Origin of the sequence: Streptomyces sp. NPDC050759 (assembly GCF_044456945.1) — a bacterium.
In the GTDB taxonomy this organism is placed as follows: domain Bacteria; phylum Actinomycetota; class Actinomycetes; order Streptomycetales; family Streptomycetaceae; genus Streptomyces.
In genome coordinates this window covers 1-16,857 of the sequence record NZ_JBITGI010000018.1, presented here as the reverse complement: position 1 = coordinate 16,857, position 16,857 = coordinate 1, and the positions used below count along the sequence as shown (strand labels likewise).

At 70.8% G+C, this 16,857-nt stretch carries 15 protein-coding genes; 6 read left to right on the top strand and 9 right to left on the bottom strand.

The window, feature by feature from the left end; translation table 11 throughout:
- Nucleotides 1-6 precede the first annotated feature (6 nt).
- Nucleotides 7-693, top strand: a complete 687-nt coding sequence (locus ACIBJB_RS38110; RefSeq protein WP_398937879.1) for an SDR family oxidoreductase — start codon at nt 7-9, stop codon at nt 691-693.
- Nucleotides 694-696: 3 nt separating this feature from the next.
- Here the strand turns inward: ACIBJB_RS38110 and ACIBJB_RS38105 are convergent, their stop codons facing one another.
- Genes ACIBJB_RS38105 through ACIBJB_RS38090 form a run of 4 tightly spaced genes read right to left on the bottom strand, consistent with a single transcriptional unit; the run spans nt 697 to nt 7,012 of the window.
- Entirely contained in the window at nt 697-3,759 is a 3,063-nt protein-coding gene (locus tag ACIBJB_RS38105; protein ID WP_398937877.1) for an alpha-mannosidase, read from the bottom strand.
- Nucleotides 3,760-3,810: 51 nt separating this feature from the next.
- Complete coding sequence (locus ACIBJB_RS38100; RefSeq protein WP_398937875.1) at nt 3,811-4,704, bottom strand: carbohydrate ABC transporter permease; 894 nt, start codon at nt 4,702-4,704, stop codon at nt 3,811-3,813.
- Nucleotides 4,704-5,636: a carbohydrate ABC transporter permease gene (locus ACIBJB_RS38095; protein ID WP_057612543.1), complete on the bottom strand. Its 933-nt coding sequence runs from the start codon at nt 5,634-5,636 to the stop codon at nt 4,704-4,706. Before ACIBJB_RS38095 ends, ACIBJB_RS38100 begins: the two co-directional genes overlap by 1 nt.
- Nucleotides 5,633-7,012, bottom strand: a complete 1,380-nt coding sequence (locus tag ACIBJB_RS38090; RefSeq protein WP_398937872.1) for an extracellular solute-binding protein — start codon at nt 7,010-7,012, stop codon at nt 5,633-5,635. Before ACIBJB_RS38090 ends, ACIBJB_RS38095 begins: the two co-directional genes overlap by 4 nt.
- Before the next feature lie 239 nt (nt 7,013-7,251).
- On the opposite strand from ACIBJB_RS38090, the gene ACIBJB_RS38085 reads away from it, so the two are divergent.
- Complete coding sequence (locus ACIBJB_RS38085; protein ID WP_398938212.1) at nt 7,252-8,490, top strand: ROK family protein; 1,239 nt, start codon at nt 7,252-7,254, stop codon at nt 8,488-8,490.
- A 60-nt stretch (nt 8,491-8,550) separates the two neighbouring features.
- Here ACIBJB_RS38085 and ACIBJB_RS38080 read toward each other — a convergent pair whose 3' ends face one another.
- Nucleotides 8,551-9,003: a cytidine deaminase gene (locus ACIBJB_RS38080; protein ID WP_398937870.1), complete on the bottom strand. Its 453-nt coding sequence runs from the start codon at nt 9,001-9,003 to the stop codon at nt 8,551-8,553.
- Between the two features lie 203 nt (nt 9,004-9,206).
- On the opposite strand from ACIBJB_RS38080, the gene ACIBJB_RS38075 reads away from it, so the two are divergent.
- The 3 genes from ACIBJB_RS38075 to ACIBJB_RS38065 are packed head-to-tail and all read left to right on the top strand — an operon-like array spanning nt 9,207 to nt 13,478.
- The gene (locus ACIBJB_RS38075; RefSeq protein ID WP_398937868.1) at nt 9,207-11,441 is read left to right on the top strand and encodes an MMPL family transporter; all 2,235 of its coding nucleotides are present in this window, start codon (nt 9,207-9,209) and stop codon (nt 11,439-11,441) included.
- Nucleotides 11,442-11,448: 7 nt separating this feature from the next.
- Nucleotides 11,449-12,783: a sensor histidine kinase gene (locus ACIBJB_RS38070; RefSeq protein ID WP_398937866.1), complete on the top strand. Its 1,335-nt coding sequence runs from the start codon at nt 11,449-11,451 to the stop codon at nt 12,781-12,783.
- A complete protein-coding gene (locus tag ACIBJB_RS38065; protein ID WP_398937864.1) occupies nt 12,780-13,478 on the top strand; it encodes a response regulator in 699 nt (232 codons plus the stop codon). Before ACIBJB_RS38070 ends, ACIBJB_RS38065 begins: the two co-directional genes overlap by 4 nt.
- Nucleotides 13,479-13,555: 77 nt before the next feature.
- Here the strand turns inward: ACIBJB_RS38065 and ACIBJB_RS38060 are convergent, their stop codons facing one another.
- Together ACIBJB_RS38060 and ACIBJB_RS38055 are read right to left on the bottom strand one after the other, a co-directional pair.
- Nucleotides 13,556-14,296, bottom strand: a complete 741-nt coding sequence (locus ACIBJB_RS38060) for an SDR family NAD(P)-dependent oxidoreductase (protein WP_398937862.1) — start codon at nt 14,294-14,296, stop codon at nt 13,556-13,558.
- 36 nt (nt 14,297-14,332) lie between these two features.
- Entirely contained in the window at nt 14,333-14,704 is a 372-nt protein-coding gene (locus ACIBJB_RS38055; RefSeq protein ID WP_398937860.1) for a winged helix-turn-helix transcriptional regulator, read from the bottom strand.
- 96 nt (nt 14,705-14,800) lie between these two features.
- Here ACIBJB_RS38055 and ACIBJB_RS38050 point away from each other — a divergent pair, with 96 nt between their 5' ends.
- Nucleotides 14,801-15,682 (top strand): NAD(P)-dependent oxidoreductase, encoded by an 882-nt coding sequence (locus ACIBJB_RS38050; protein ID WP_398937858.1) that lies wholly within the window; start codon nt 14,801-14,803, stop codon nt 15,680-15,682.
- 58 nt (nt 15,683-15,740) lie between these two features.
- Here the strand turns inward: ACIBJB_RS38050 and ACIBJB_RS38045 are convergent, their stop codons facing one another.
- Nucleotides 15,741-16,559 (bottom strand): SAM-dependent methyltransferase, encoded by an 819-nt coding sequence (locus tag ACIBJB_RS38045; RefSeq protein ID WP_398937856.1) that lies wholly within the window; start codon nt 16,557-16,559, stop codon nt 15,741-15,743.
- 71 nt (nt 16,560-16,630) lie between these two features.
- A partial coding sequence (locus ACIBJB_RS38040) for a DUF397 domain-containing protein (RefSeq protein WP_398937854.1) occupies nt 16,631-16,857 on the bottom strand: 227 nt, incomplete at its 5' end.

Sequence of the window (16,857 nt, the reverse complement as noted above, 5' to 3'; positions counted from 1 at the left end):
CACCATATGACCAGCACACTCGTCGTAGGCGGCAGCGGCGGACTGGGTGAAGTGATCGCCCGGCACTTCGCCGACCGCGGCGATGACGTCGTCGTCACCAGCAGGGACAAGGCGCGGGCGGAGGCCACCGCCGCCCGGATCGGCGCCGGCACGCGAGGGCTGGCCCTCGACCTCGGTCAACCGGAGACGATCGGTGCCGCGTTGGCCGAGGTGACCGAGGTCGATCACGTCGTCATCACCGCGGTCGGCCAGGCGGCGAACTCCCTGGCGCAGTTCAACGTCACCGATGCCGTGGCGGCCGTGACCATGAAGCTCGTCGGCTACGCCGAGACCATCCGTGTGCTGCGCGAGCGCTTCAACCCCGGCGCCTCCGTCGTTCTCTTCGGCGGGCTCGCCAAGGAACGCCCGTACCCCGGCTCGACCATCGTCAGTACCTTCAACGCCGGGATCACCGGCCTGGTGCGGACCCTCGCCGTGGAGATCGCCCCGCATCGCGTGAACGCCCTGCACCCGGGCCTGATCGGCGACAGCCCGAAGTGGCGTGACGTTCCCGACCCGCCGCACGCGGCCCGGACGCCGATCGGACGACTGGTGACCATGGCCGAGATCGCCGACGCCACCGAGTTCCTGCTCCGCAACACCGGCGTCAACGCCCACGACCTGCACATGGACGGTGGCCTCCTCGCCACCTGACCCTCAGCCGTCCGACCGACCCCGCAACCGCAGCGTGAGGATCTGGAACGGCCGCAGCGTCAACCGGACACCGTCCGTGAGTTGTTGGTGGCTCGAAGGGTCGTCCAAGGGGCGTTCCAGCAGGTCGGTCACGTGGGAGGAGGCCAGCGGGAAGCCGGTGGTGAGGGTGGCCGTCGCCCGGGTGCCACGGGATTCGTAGAGCCGTACGACGACGTCCCCGCTGCGGTCGTCGGCGAGCTTGACCGCCTCCACGATCACGCCCTCGTGGTCCACCGACACCAGCGGGGCGACCGTCGCGCTGCCCGGCACCGCACGCTCGGGCAGGTTGAAGCGGTACCCCTCGCGCCTCGCGTCGGTGACATCGGCGCCGATCACCAGCGCGTACCCGAGCCGGTGGGTGCCCTGGTCCTGGTCCGGGTCGGGGAAGCGGGCGGCGCGCAGCAGGGAGAGGCGGACCGTGGTGGTCGTACCGCCGTCGGGGCGCACGTCACGGGTGACGTCGTGGCCGTAGGAGGAGTCGTTGACCAGGGCGGCTCCCCAGTCGGGCTCGCCGACGTGCACGAAACGGTGGGCGCACGTCTCGAACTTGGCCGCGTCCCAGCTGGTGTTGGTGTGCGTGGGCCGCTCGACGTGTCCGAAGGGGATCTCGGCGGTCGAGTGGGCGGCCCGCACGTCCAGCGGGAAGGCCGCCTTGAGGAACTTGTCCCGCTCGTGCCAGTCGACCAACGTGTCGATCACCAGCGCGCGGGACCCGGTCGGCAGCGTCAGGGTCTGCTCGATCCTCGACGCGCCGAAGGCCCGGACCACCCGGACACCGTCGGCGGTCGCCGTGACGGACTCGGCGTCGGCGAGGTCGCGCACGGTGTTGCGGTAGAAGACGTCGACGTCCCAGGCGTCCCACTGGTTGGGGAAGTCCTGGTGCAGTTGGAGGAGGTTGCCGACCGTACCGGGAGCCAGCGCCTCCCGGCCGGCGGTGTGGTCGTAGGCGGAGGTGATCAGACCGCGGGCGTCCACGACGATCCGCACCAGACCGTTGTCGAGGACGAACCCGTCCCCGTCCGGGACCGGCTGCACAGGCATGTCGACGGCCTCGGGGCGCGGGCCCGCGCCGAACGCCGCGACACCGCCCCGTGTGTGCGGCGCGGAGTTGAAGACCACCGTGCCTCCAGGATCCCCTGCCAACGCCCCCTGAGCGGCACCGATCAGCTCCTCCAGTTCGCGGGCCACGGCCGCGTACGTCTCCTCCGCCTCCCGGTGCACCCAGGCGATCGACGTCCCGGGCAGGATGTCGTGGAACTGATGCAGCAGCACCGTCTTCCACAGCCGGTCCAGGGCGTCGTACGGATACGGCTGCCCGTGCCGTACGGCCGCGGTCGCCGCCCACAACTCCGCCTCGCGCAGCAGGTGTTCGCTGCGCCGGTTGCCCTGCTTGGTGGCGAGCTGGCTGGTCAGCGTGCCGCGATGGAATTCCAGGTAGAGCTCCCCGGACCACACCGGTGCGCCACCGTTGGCCTCGTACTCGTCGTGCGCGCGCCGGAAGAAGTCGACCGGCCCCTCCATCTCGATGCGCGCCGAGCCCTCCAGGTCCCTGAGCCGGTCGGCGCGCGCGAGCATCTCGCGTGTGGGGCCGCCGCCGCCGTCGCCGTAGCCGAAGGGGATGAGGGAGTGGTTGGCGTCGGCCTTGTCCTGGAAGTTGCGCACGCTGTGGGCGACGTCGCCGCCGGACAGGTCGCCGTTGTAGCTGTCGACGGGCGGGAAGTGGCTGAAGATCCGGGTGCCGTCGATGCCCTCCCACCAGAAGGTGTGGTGCGGGAACTTGTTGGTGGTGTTCCAGGACATCTTCTGGGTCAGGAACCACTTCACCCCGGCCAGCTTCATCAGTTGCGGCAGGGCCGCGTTGTAGCCGAAGGTGTCCGGCAGCCACATCTCCTCGGTCTCGACCCCGAACTCCTCCAGGAAGAACCGCTTTCCGTGGACGAACTGGCGCACCAGGGCCTCACCGCCGCTGATGTTGGTGTCGGGCTCCACCCACAGGCTGCCGGCCGGCAGGAACTGTCCGGTCTTCGCCTTCTCCTGCGCCCGTGCGTACACCTCGGGGCGGTGCTCCTTCAGCCAGGCGAGCTGCTGCGCCTGGGACATCACGAACCTGAACTCCGGGTGCTCGTCCATGAGGTGGGTGACGTTGGAGACCGTCCGGGCCACCTTGCGGACGGTCTCGCGCAGCGGCCACAGCCACGCGGTGTCGATGTGGGCGTGCCCCACCGCCGAGATCCGGTGCGCGCTCGCGTGCGCGGGCGACGCCAGCACGGGCGCGAGGGCGGCCCGGGCGTTGGCAGCGCTGCCGCTGACGTCCTGCAGGTCGATCGCGTCCAGGGCGCGTTCGACCGCCCGCAGGATCTGCCAGCGGCGCGGGGAGTCGGGGGACAGCTCCGGCATCAGCTGCCCCAACACCTCCAGATCCTGCACGAGTTCGTGGACCTGCCGGTCGAACACGGCGAGGTCCAGACGCCGTAGCCGGTAGAGGGGTTCGCCGGGGTCCGCGGCCGGGTCACCCAGCCACGGTGCCCGGCCGCCCACCGACGTGGGGCCGAAGGTGAGCTCGCCGGGAGCGGTGTGCATCACGACCGGGTTGGCGGCGGCCTCGACGTAGGCGGCGAACTCCTCACCGCCTGCGGCTCGTTCGGTCACCGGCAGCCAGGTGTTGCGTGGGTTGAGCGCCTTCACCGCGGTGCCGTCCGGCCGGTAGACCAGCCCCTCGGCGGAGAAGCCCGCGGAGTGGGTGGCGAACCCGAGGTCCAGCACGGCCTCGACCGTCTCGCCGGCCCAGTCCGCCGGGATCGTCCCGCTGACCTTGAACCAGCTCGTGGACCAGGCAGGACCCCACCACTCACCGACCCGGGCCGGCCGGTAGGAAGCGGCCAGGCCCTCGGAGACGGGGACCGGCTCGCCGGGGGCGTTCCAGATCTCCACGTGCAGAGGGACGGACCGGGCATGGACGGCGGGCCGAATCCGCTCGTTCAGCACGCGGGCCAGCCGCTGTTCGGTGACTTCACGGTCGTTGTGCATCAGGTGTCCGTCTCCGTGCGAGTACGACGAGGTGGGGAGAACGAGTCCGGGTCAGCCCTTGAGCGCGCCGCCGAGCGCGAAGCCGCCGCCGAGTTTGCGGGCCAGCAGCAGGTAGAGCATCACCACGGGCAGCGAGTAGAGGAGCGAGAACGCCGACAACTGCCCGTACTGCGTCTGGTCGTGGGCGGAGAGGAAGGTGAACACACTGACGGACGCGGGGAGTTTCTCCGGGGACAGCAGCAGGATGAAGGGGACGAAGAAGTTCCCCCACATGCCGATGAACGTGAAGATGGTGACCACGACGACACCCGGCCGCATCAGCGGCAGCACCACCCGCCACAGCACCTGCATGGTGTTCGCGCCGTCGATACGGGCGGCCTCCTCCAGGACGATCGGCACGCCGTCCATGAAGTTCTTCATCAGCCAGATCCCGAACGGCAGCGCGGACGCGGCCAGGAACAGGGTCGTGCCCGGCATCGAGTCGATCAGGTTCACCTGTACGAACATGCTGTACACGGGGATCATCACGGCGGTGATGGGCAGCCCGGTGGAGAACAGGATCGTGTACAGGAACGGCCGGCGCACCCGGGACCGGTAGCGCGAGAGCGGGTAGGCGCACAGAACCGACGCCACCACGGTCACCGCCGTGCCGAAGCCGCACAGCAGCAGGCTGTTGAGCATCGGACGGTAGGTGGTGTCGACGTTGAGCACCGCGTCGAAGTTGTCGAGCGTCAGCCCCGAAGGCCACTTGAGCCGGAAGGAGTTGGTGTCGCTCACCGAGGCGAGCACCATCCACAGCAGGGGCAGGACGTACAGGACCGATACGGCGATCAGGACGAGGTTGACAGTGATCCGCCCCGGACGGATCCGGCGCCCGCGTGGACGGCTGGACGCCAAAGGGACCTTGGTGACGGTCTCGGGGGGAGTCGTGGCGACGGCGGCCATCAGTCGTCCTCCAGTTTCAGCAGCCGGATGTACACGACGGAGAACAGGGCGCCGACCACCAGCAGGACCAGGGCGATGGCGGTGCCGTAGCCGATCAGGCTGTTCTGGAAGGCCTGTTGGTACATGAAGATCGGCAGGGTCTCGCTCTTGTTGCCCGGTCCGCCGCGGGTCATGGTGTAGATCAGCCCGAAGACGGAGAGCGTCTGAAGCGTGATCAGCATCAGGTTCGTCAGGATCGACGGCCTGATGACCGGAAGGACGACCCGCCACAGCCGCTGCCAGGGACCGGCCCCGTCCATCTCGGCGGCCTCCACCAGCTCCTGCGGCACGTCGTTGATGGCGGCCGTGAAGACCATCAGGGAGAAGGCGGTGCCGCGCCACACGTTGGCCAGGCACACCGCGAGAATCGGCATCGTGTACAGCCAGTTCTGGTCCGGCAGATGCACCGCGTCCAGAAGCGAGTTGAGTGAGCCCTGGTCGTAGAAGAAGGCGTACATCAGATAGCCGGCGACCACCTCGGGCAGCACCCACGCCGCGATGACCACGCCGTTGACGAGGGCCCGCACCGGCTGGGTGGCCTTCTGCATCAGGACCGCGAGCGCGAGCCCGAGGGTGTTCTGGCCGATCACCGCGGAGCCGACCACGAACAGCAGGGTCAGCCACATCGCGTTGAGGAAGTCGGTGTCCTTGAACGCCCTGGTGAAGTTGTCGACGCCGACGAAGTGGGTGCCGGCGGCCCCGGTGAGCTGCATGTCGGTGAACGCGTAGTACACGCAGTACGCGATCGGACCGGCCAGGAAGACGGCCAGCAGAACCACGGCCGGGACCGTCGGCAGACCGCGCAGCAGCGAACGGACGGCGGGGGCGGGCGCCCCGCGGGACCGGCGGGGGTGACCGCCGGTCCCGTGAGGCGCCGGAGCGAGGGTGGTCACGAAGTGCCCTCCGCGGTCTTGTCGTCGCCCACCGCCGCCTTGACATCGTTATCGAAGGTCGAGGCGGCCTTGTCGACGGAGGCCTGACCGGTCGTCACGGACTCCATCGCCTTCTGGATCGCGGTCGAGACCTGGTTGTACTCCGGCAGCCCGGGCCGGTAGTGGGTGTCGGCGACCAGCTCGGTGAAGAACTTGTTGGTCGGCACCGAGTTCAGGTATGTCGGGTCCGACGCGACGTCCGTGCGCACCGCGATGTTGGCGTTGGTCGCGTTCCACTTGGCGGCGTTGGTCTTCGTCTGGAGGGTGGTCGACAGGAACTTCCAGGCCAGGTCGGGGTTCTTGGCCTTCGCCGGGATCGACCAGGCCCAGCCGCCCGACATGCTCGTACTGCCGGGCGCCTGACCGTTCTGGGTCGGCATCGCGGCGGTGCCCATCACCGACTGCCACTCCTTCCACGGCTTGGCCGCCGCCGAACTCCAGTTGTTGGGCATCCAGGAGCCGTCGATGTCGATCGCCAGCTTGCCCTCGGGGATGAGTTCGGTGCCCACGGCGGTCCCGAAGTTGGCGCCCAGCGCCTGCTCCTTGGCCGGGCCGAGCCCCTGGCTGTAGAGGGTGTGCACGAAGTCCAGCGCGTCCTTGAAGCCCTGGCTGCCCACCACCCACTTCTTCTGCGAGGCGTCGTAGAGCGACTTGTCGCCGGCCGGGGTGCCGTACAGGAGCATCTCGAAGCCCTGCATGGAGGAGGCCTCGCCGCCCGCCTGGCCGGTGTAGAGGTTCAGCGGGGTGACGTCGGGCAGCTTCGCCTTGATCTTCTTGGCGGCGGCGATCACGTCGGCCCAGGTCTTCGGCTGCCAGGGCACGGAGATCCCGGCCTTCTGGAGGAGCTGCTTGTTGTACCAGATCCCGCGGGTGTCGGTGTCGTCCGGTACGGCGTAGGTCTTGCCGTCGGAGGCTCCGGTCACCGCGCCCTTGGCGGCCTTGGCGTACTGCGACCAGTCGGCCCACTTGGCGGTGTAGCCGTCCAGCGGCTTGAGGTAGCCGCCCGCGATGTCGGAGTTGATGAGCGCGGTGTCCTCGTAGACCAGGTCGGGCGCGGTCGCGGGGGAGCGCATCATGAGCTGGAGCTTGGTGTAGTAGTCGTTCTCGGAGGCGGTCACCGGCACGAGGTTCACCTTGGTGCCCGGGTTGGCCTTGGTGAACTCCTTCACCATCGAGGCGAGGAAGGTGGCCTGGAGCTTGTTGGTGCTGTCCAGGTTCTGCCAGTAGACGACCTTGATGGACTTGGCCGAGCTGCCTGACGAGCCCGAACCGCAGCCGGTGACGGCCAGGGCGGTGGCGGCGGTGAAGGCCGCGGCGGTGACGATTCTTGAGCGCACAGTGGGTTCCTCCGGAACGCGAAACCTGAGGGAAAGCCGCGAGTTCTCGGCCTGGAGGCCAGCTCGGACGACGCTCCAGCCTCTGCGCCACCCTGCGCTGATCGGCCTCGATGGCCGGATTTTGATGGGCGTCAGCTAAATCCATTTGATGGATGAAGTCAATGCTTCCAGTATGTAAACTTTCGCCCTGGGAGCGCCGGGGCGGCGCAGGCGAGGGATCAGGTGACCGACAGGTGACGATGCTCAGCGGGACGAACCTGCCACGGGTCGGCGGCTACAACCAGGCCGTCGTGCTGGACGCCATCCGCACCACGGGACAGGTGAGCCGGGTCGAGCTGGCCGCCCTCACCGGGCTGACCAACCAGACCGTCTCCAACGTCGTCCGCAAGCTGCTCGACGCGGGCCTCGTGGCGGAGTCCGGCCAGGCTCCCTCCAGCGGTGGCAAGCGGCGCACCCTGCTGACCCTCCGGGCCGACGGGGCGTGTGCGGTCGGCGTCCACCTCGACCCCGACGCCGCGGTCATCGTGGTCGTCGACCTGGCCGGCGAGGTGATCGGCAGCCGGCGGCTGCGGCTCACCGACCCGGGCGACCCGGCCGACGTGGTGGACCGCATAGCGCGCATCACCGGGCGACTCCTCGACCGATGCGCCGTGGACCGCACCCGCCTGCTGGGCCTCGGCATCGCCGCGCCCGGCCCCCTCGACGGCAGCACCGGCGCGGTGGTCTCCCCGCCCAACTTCCCCGGCTGGGGCCGCGTCCCGCTCGCCGACATGTTCGCCGACGCCACCGGCCTGCCCGTCGCCCTCGACAACGACGCCACCGCCGCCGCCATCGGCGAGCGCTGGATCGGCGGCGCGGACCGGGCCGGCAGCTTCTTGTTCCTCTACCTCGGGACGGGCGTCGGTGCCGGGATAGTCCTCAACAACACGGTCCTGCACGGCGATTCGGGCAACGCCGGCGAGTTCGGCCACATGGCCGTGGAGCCCGGCGACCGGGTCTGCCACTGCGGTGCCATGGACTGCCTCGGCCCGTATGTCAGCCCTGCCGCGATCATCGACGACCTGCTACGCCTGTACGGCCCTGCCGCCGCCGACCGCATCGGCCTCACCGGTACGCCCGACTCCGTGCACCATGACTGGAAGGCCCTGCGCCGAGCCGCCCGCGCGGGTGACGCCGACGCCTGCGAGGTCGTACGGCGTGCCGCGCGCCGTATCGGCGAGGCCGCGCGCGGCGCCGCCAGCCTCCTCGACGTCAGCCGGGTCGTCCTCGGCGGCGAGGCGCTGCGCGGCATCGAGCCGATCGTCCGCGAGGAGGTCGAGGCCGCCGTCAACCGCACGTCCGTCGCCCGTACGATCCGCGCGGTCGCCGTCGAGCAGAGCGTGATCGGCGAGACCGTGGGCGCGGTGGGCGCGGCGTCACTGGTGCTGCACGGGAACTACGCGCCGGGGTGGCGGATGCTGACGGATGTGCCGGGCTGAAGTGGGGGCGGTGCGCGTCGAGTTGGGGAGCGCACTGATGTGCCGTGCCCGAAGCGCGGCTCAGCTCCGGGATTCCGGGTCCTGGGCTTCGTAAGGCCAGACATCGTCCGGGAAGACTCGCGCGAACCAATGGGGCTGGACGTCCCGAAGCCGCAGCGTTCGCCAGCGGCGTGGGTCGGCGGGTTCCGGGACCGCGACCTCGACGTCCGGGCCGTAGGCGAAGAGCCGCTCCTGGCAGACACCACAGGGCGCCAGTATCCAGTACCCCCGATCCTTGTCGGCGGCGGTCACGCACACGGACGCCACCACGCGCCGCCCCAGCTTGAAGGCCTCACAGATGGCGCCCGTCTCGTGGCAAAGGCCCACAGCACTGTTCGGCGCGTCCGGGGCCGTGCTCGTGAGGATCGCTCCGTCGTCGAGACGCAGCGCGGCGGCCCCGGACCAGTCCTGTCCGGGGAAGCGGTGGCGGGCCAGCCCGATCGCGGCGTCCACGAGTTCCCGATCAACGGCCATGGAGGAAACGTACATCCGGCGGCCCCGTCGAGGCTCGAGTAGGCCTGGTGCGTAGGCACTAGGACACGTGACGGGCTGGTCCGGGTGCACCAGGGGAGGACGGGGGCGGAGGACGATGCCTGTCAGGGCGCCGGAAGGAAGGGTTGGAGGCGTGCGCATCCCGCGCATTCCCCCTGCCTAGCGGCGTCTGGAGTGATCAACAGGTGGCTACGTTTCTTTACCGGATCGGACGGTGGGCCTTCCGTCGGCGCCGTCTCGTGGGTGGGCTGTGGCTGGGTGCCCTGCTGCTGGCCGTCGCCGCCGCCGCCCTGGCGCCGGCCGGGGAGGAAGAGGACCTCTCCATGCCCGGCACCGAGTCGCAGAAGGCGTTCGACCTGCTGGACGAGCGCTTCCCGCAGAGCAACGCCCAGGGGGCCGAGGCCCGCTTGGTGTTCCGGGCCCCGGACGGGCAGCGGGTGACGGCCGGGGAGAACAAGGCGGCCGTCGAGGACGCGCTCGGCTCGCTGGACGGGGGCGGTCAGGTCGCGTCGACCACCGACCCCTATACGACCGGCGCGGTCAGCGAGGACGGCACCATCGCCTACTCCACGATCACCTACACCGCGGATGCCGTCGACCTGACCGGGTCGACGAAGAGCGCCCTCGAGGACGCGGCGAGTCAGGCCCGGGACGCGGGGCTGACCGTGGAGATCGGCGGCTCGGCCCTGGACGCGGAAGAGGAACTGGGCGGTACGACGGAACTCATCGGCGTGGCAGTGGCGGCGGTCGTGCTGGTCCTCGCCCTCGGGTCGCTGGTCGCGGCCGGACTGTCACTGCTGACCGCGTTCACGGGCGTGGCCATCGCCTTCGGCCTGGTCTCCGCGCTGGCCGTTCCGCTGGGTCTGACGTCCACCGTCGCCATCCTGGCGCTGATGCTGGGCCTGGCGGTCGGCATCGACTACGCACTCTTCATCACCTCCCGCTTCCGGGACGAGCGCGTCCAGGGCCACGAGCCGGAGGAGGCCGCAGGGCGGGCGGTGGGCACGGCCGGATCCGCCGTCGTCTTCGCCGGCGCGACCGTCATCATCGCCCTCGCCGGGCTGGGGGTCGTCGGAATCCCCGAACTCACCAAGATGGGCATGGGCGGCGCGGGCGCCGTGGCCCTGGCCGTCCTCGTCGCCCTGACCCTGGTCCCCGCGCTGTTCGGGTTCTTCGGCCGGCGGGTGCTGTCCCGCCGTATCCGCAAGGCCACTCGGCCGGGAAGCGAGCGCCCGCACCCGGTGCCCGCCGCAGCCGGACTCGGCACCCGCTGGGCGCGGTTCGTGCTGCGTCGGCCGGTGGCCGTGCTGATGCTCGCAGGGCTCGGTCTCGGCGCCGTTGCCCTACCGGCACTGAGCCTTGAACTCGGGCTGCCAGGAGACGAGTCCAAGTCGGTGCAGACCACCCAGCGCCGTGCCTACGACCTGCTGTCGGAAGGCTTTGGCCCCGGCTTCAACGGCCCGTTGACCGTGGTCGTGGACATGTCGGCGTCCGAGGACACCCGCGCCACCACGGACCGGGTCGTCAAGACCGTAGGGGGAGTGGACGGGGTCGCGTCGGTCGGTGATCCGGTGCTCAGCCGGACCAAGGACACGGCTGTCCTCACCGCCGTCCCGCGGACCGCGCCGAACAGCGGCGAGACCAAGGACCTGGTGCACGCGATCCGGGGCGCGGTCTCCGGTGTCGAGGCCGACACGGGCGCCGCCGTCCTGGTGACCGGCACCACCGCGATGAACATCGACATCTCCGAGGCCATGTCGGACGCCCTCGTCCCGTATCTGACCGTGGTCATCGGCCTGGCGGTGCTCCTGCTGGCGGTGGTCTTCCGCTCGGTGCTGGTCCCGGTCAAGGCCGCGCTCGGCTTCCTGCTGTCGGTGGGTGCCGCGTTCGGCGTCCTCGTCGCCGTCTTCCAGTGGGGCTGGGCGGCGGACCTGCTCGGCATCGAACAGACCGGACCGGTCATGTCGCTGATGCCGATTCTCATCATCGGCATCGTGTTCGGCCTCGCCATGGACTACGAGGTCTTCCTCCTTACCCGGATGCGGGAGGCCTACGTCCACGGCGCGTCTCCCGGCGAGGCGATCGTCAGCGGGTTTCGGCACAGCGGACGCGTGGTGGCCGCGGCGGCGATCATCATGATCAGCGTGTTCGCCGGATTCGTCGGGATGACCAGCCCGACCATCCAGACGATGGGGGTCGGCCTGGCCGCCGCCGTCGCCTTCGACGCCTTCGTCGTCCGGATGGCGATCGCACCCGCGGTCCTGGCACTGCTCGGCCACCGGGCCTGGTGGCTGCCTCGTATCCTGAACCGTGTGTTGCCGAATGTGGACATCGAGGGTGAGGCACTGAGCAGGCATGTCCCCGCCTCTACGGCCGAGTTGGACCCTGCGGTGCGGCGCCTTCCCGTCGGGCGGGACTGAGCCGGCCATGACGATCACAGGGGGCGGTGACCGGCGACCACGCGACACGTGGTGGCGGGAGGGAGCGATCACGGCGACGGCGTTCGCGCTCTGTCTGCTCGGCGGCGTGGTGCAGGACGACGGCAGCACGCTGTCACCGCCGTCCGCCGTCGCCTATGGCATCGCCGTGGTGTCCTGTGCCGTGCTGCCGGTGCGGCACCGGGCGCCCCTGGCCGCCATGGCCGTCACGACCGCGAGCGGCGTGCTGGCGCCGTTCCTGGGCCTGCTGTTGAGCCCGCTCATCGCGGCTCCCGCCGTGATCACCGCCTACTCCTATGCGCTCACCGCGCGCACCGAACGGCGCGCGGTGAGCGCGGTGGCGCTCATCTCCGTGGCGCTGCTGGTCGCCTCGACCCCGCTGTTCGGGGCCCTGTCCTGGAAGGACGCCAGCAGGGTGGGAGCGGTGGCGGCGTTCCCGCTGGTGGCCGGCGTACTCGGTCACTCGGTGCGGAACCGGCGGGCCTACCTGGCGGCCATGGAGGAACGGGCCCTGCGGGCCGAGCAGAGCCGGGACAGCGAGGCGCGCCGGAGAGTGGCCGAGGAACGGGTGCGGATCGCCCGCGAACTGCACGACCTCGTGGCCCATCAGATCACCCTGGCCAACGCGCAGGCCACGGTCGCCGCCCACCTCTTCGACACCCGCCCGGAGCAGACCCGCAAGAGCCTCCAGGAGCTCGTCGAGACCACCAGCGACGCGCTCGACGAACTGCGGGCCACGGTCGGTCTGCTGCGTCAGTCCGGGGACGCGGCCTCCCCCGCCGAACCGGCGCCCGGCCTCTCCCGGCTACCCACGCTCCTCGAGTCCTTCCGCCGCGCGGGACTTGAGGTGTCGGCGCACCAGGAGGGCACGGCCAGGCCGCTGCCGCCGGGAGTGGACCTCACCGCCTACCGCATCGTCCAGGAGGCCCTGACCAACGTGACCAAGCATGCCGGTACCCGGAGCGCCCGGGTGCGCCTCGTCTGGAACCGCGACCGCGTGACCATCACGGTCGCCGACGACGGAGGGAGCGCCGCCCGAACGGCATCGACCGCCGCCGCGGCGCCGAGTGCGTCCACGGCGGGGGATCGTCCGCCCGGTTACGGTCTGATCGGGATGCGTGAGCGTGCCGCCGCGGTCGGGGGGCACCTCTCCGCGGGCAGGCGCCCGGAGGGCGGCTTTCTCGTCTCCGCCCAACTGCCCCTCCCGCCCGCCAAGGACGTGACGCACGGGACGGACGGCGCAACGGCCGCCGAGAGCAGGATGGCCGACGCGGCGACGGGCGACGGACGGACGGGCGACGCAGAGGCCGGGGATGCGCTGTGACGCTCCGGGTGCTGCTCGCCGACGATCAGGCCCTGCTGCGGGGTGCCTTCCGGCTGCTTCTCGACTCCGCCGACGACATCACCGTGGTCGGTGAGGCCGCCGACGGCAGGGAGGCCGTGAGGCTCACCCGGGAACTGCGCCCGGACGTGGTGGTCATGGACATCCGGATGCCCGAGGTGGACGGTCTCACCGCCACGTCCCAGATCTGCGCGGACCCGGAACTGCGCGCCAGCCGCATCCTGATCCTCACCACGTACGAGACCGACGAGTACGTCGCCCAGGCACTGCGCGCGGGGGCCGGCGGATTCATCGGCAAGGGCATCGGCGCCGAGGACCTGCTGGACGCCGTGCGGACGATCGCCGACGGCGACACCCTGCTGTCCCCCGCCGCGACCCGTTCCCTGGTCGCCCGTTTCCTGGCCACACCGGACGACGTCCCGTCACACCGTCCCGAACAGCTCGCCGTGCTCACCCCGCGCGAACGCGAGATGGTGGCCCTGGTCGCGACCGGCCTGTCCAACCAGGAGATCGCCGAGCGGATGTTCCTCAGCCCCTTCACCGTCCGCGCCCACGTGCAGCGCGCCATGACGAAGCTGGACGCCCGCGACCGGGCACAACTCGTCGTCATCGCCTACCGGACGGGCCTGGCCCAGGCCGCCGCCCCCGACGGCGGCACCGACCACCGGTCGCAGTAACACCATGCTGCGTGACCTCGTCACCCTTCCCTCCGCGACCACCCGACCGGCCCACTCAGCCGTGACCCTGCCCGGGTTCAGGTCAGGTTCAGGCCGCCGTCGAGCACGATGACCTCCCCGGTCAGATAGCCGCTGCCGATGACCGACGCCACCAGGTCGGCCACGTCGGAGGGGCGGGCCGGACGGTGCATCGGCGCGCGGTCCCGCCACAGTTCGTGGGCCTCCACCCAGTCCTTTGTCATCGGCGTGTCCACGAGACCCGGCGCCACCGCGTTCACCCGCACATCGGGCCCGAGCGCGGACGCGAGCAGCCGCGTGACGTGGTTCAGCGCGGCCTTGCTCGCCGCGTACGGCACCGAGGAACCCTTCGGCCGTACGCCGGCGTGGCTGGTGACGTTGACGATGCTGCCGCCGCCGGGGGACTGCCGTAGCGCCGGAAGGGCCGCGGTGCACAGCACCCAGGGTGCGATGAGGTTGACCTCCAGCAGGCGCCGCCAGTCCGCCGGGGTCGCCGCCGCGAGGTCCGCGTGCGGGATCGGCCAGCTGATGCCCGCGTTGTTCACCAGCACGTCCAGCCGCCCGAAGTGACCCAGCGCCGTCTCGACCAGCCCCCGGGCCTCCTCCTCCACCGCGAGATCGGCCTGTACGTAGGCACCGCCGAGTTCCGCCGCCAGCGCCCGCCCGGCCTCCGTGCTGCGCCGCGAGTGCACGACGACCCGCGTCCCGTCCGCCGCGAGGCGCCGTGCGACGGCCTCGCCGATCCCCGACGTGGACCCCGTGACCAGGGCGACGGGCCCCTCACGTTGTTGGATGCTCATGGCAGTGGATCTTGTCACGGCCCCGCGGGACGTGGGTCACCGGTTTCCGGCTGCCCTCTCCTCCGCCTGCTGAGCCGCCGGCCGCGCACGTCCCCAGGCGGCCAGAGGCCGGAGCGCGTCGTTGAGGCGCTCGCCGTCCTCGGTCAGGGAGTACTCGACGCGGGGCGGCACCTCGTCGTAGGACACGCGGCGCACCACCCCGTCCGTCTCCATCTCGCGCAGGTGGGAGGCGAGCACCTTCTCGGTGATCCCCGGAAGCAGCCGGCGCAGCTCGCCGAAGCGGCGGCAGGGGTGCTCATGGAGCGCCCACAGGATCAGCACCTTCCACTTGCCGCCGATCACCTCCATCGCGGCGTCGATCCCGCAGACGTGTCCGTCCGGCGCGCCCGGCCGGTTCAGTGTCGTCATGCCCCACCCCTCCGACGTGCTCGCTCACCTCGGGGTAACCACCCACTCCGAAGTGCGTACTTGATCACCCATGGGCCGGTGACCAGCCTAATCGGTATGACACAGAACACCGTTGAGAAGGACTCCGTCACGCTCCTCGGCCTCGGCGCGATGGGCACCGCGCTGGCCCGAACCTGGCTTGCCGCCGGCCATCCGCTCACCGTCTGGAACCGAACTCCGGCCCGTGCCACGCCCCTTGCCGCCGAGGGCGCGAAAGTCGTGGACAGCGCCGCCGAGGCCGTCGCCGCGAACTCCCTGGTCGTCGTCTGCCTGTTGGACGACGCCTCGGCCGAGGACGCGTTGGCCGGCACCGACCTGGCCGGCATAGACCTGGTCAACCTGACCACCAGTACACCTGCCCAGGCCCGCGCCCGCGCCCAGTGGGCCCGCGAGCGCGGCGCCCGCTACCTGGACGGCGGGATCATGGCCGTCCCGCCGATGATCGGGGTCCCGGAGTCCGGCGGCTACGTCTTCTACAGCGGCTCGCAGGAGCTGTTCGAGCAGCACCGGGAGACGCTGGCCGTCCCGGCCGGCACCGTCTACGTCGGCCACGACGCGGGCTTCGCGGCGCTGTACGACATGGCCCTGCTCAGCGCCATGTACGGGATGTTCGCGGGGGCCGCCCACGCCTTCGCCCTGATCCGCAAGGAGGACATCGACCCCGCTGCGCTCGCCCCGCTGCTCGCCGACTGGCTCGTCGCGATGGCCCCGGCCGTGCACCGGACCGCCGACCAGCTGCGGAGCGGCGACTACACCCGAGGTGTCGTCTCGAACCTCGCCATGCAGGTGGCCGGCACACCGGCCTTCCTGAGCACCGCCGAACTACAGGGCGTCAGCCCCGAACTGCTCAGCCCCTACTTCGCGTTGATGCGCCGCCGACTCGCCGAGGGCAGCGGGGAGGAGGACCTGACGGGAGTCATCGACCTGCTGGTCCGCTGACGGCCATTCACCGTCCGGGCCACCGTGCGGGCACTTGCTCCCGCACGGCCGACGCCGGTCACGGCTTGATGCCCACCCCGGCCCACGCGCTGACCTCGGCGTCCGTGAGCTCCGGGCCGGAGCCCTGAGGGTCGTCCGGGCGCCACCGGTGGGTCAGGGAGACACCGGGCTCGAGCAGGTCGAGGCCCTCGAAGAAGCGGGCGACCTCCTGCCGGCTGCGGACCTGGGCCCGGGTGCCGGCGGCGGCGTAGATGCCGACGAGCTTCTCCCACAGCTCCGGGGCGAAGTCGCCCGTGCAGTGGCTCACGGCCAGCGCGCTGCCCGAGGGCAGGGCGTCCAGGAGGCGGGAGACGATGCCGTACGGGTCCCAGTCGTCCGGGACGAAGTGCAGGATGGCGTTGAGGGACAGGGCCACGGGCCGGTTCAGGTCCAGGGTTCTGGCCAGCTCGGGGGAGCTGAGGATCGCCTCGGGGTCGGTGAAGTCGCCCTGGACGTAAGCCGTCCGTCCCTCGGGGGTGTTGCGCATCAGGCGCTCGGCGTACTTGAGGACCAGGGGGTCGTTGTCGGCGTAGACCACGCGCGCCTCGGGAGCCACGGACTGCGCGACCTGGTGCAGGTTCGGCTCGGTGGGGATGCCGGTGCCGATGTCCAGCCACTGGCGCACGCCGTACTCCCGGGCGAGGACACGGGTGGCGCGGTGCATGAAGGAGCGGATCTCGCGGGCGCACGTGAAGATGCCCGGGTAGGTGGCCGCGACGGTCTCGGCCGCCTTCGTGTCGACGTCGAAGTGGTCCTTGCCGCCGAGGTAGTAGTCGTACATCCGGGCCGAGTGGGGCCGACTGGTGTCGATCTCCCGCGCGGAGTGGGAGTTGGTCATCCTGTCCCTTTCAGGTGGTGTGCGTGGGGGTGTCGGGCAGGTCGCTGCCGGGGCAGGTCCGGCTCGGTCGTTCAGCCGGCCGCGAGATGGTCGGCGAGGCCCCGCTTGACGCCCGCGAGGAACGCGGCGATCTCCTGCGGGGTGTAGATCAGCGCGGGTCCGGCCGGATCGGTCGACTGCCGCACCGCCACCCGGCCGTCGGCCAGCAGCTTCGTCTGTACGCACTGGCCGCCGTTGGGCCCGCTCCACGGGGACTCCCAGCCCTGCTCGCCCAGGTCGGTGGCCGGCATCCCGTTGT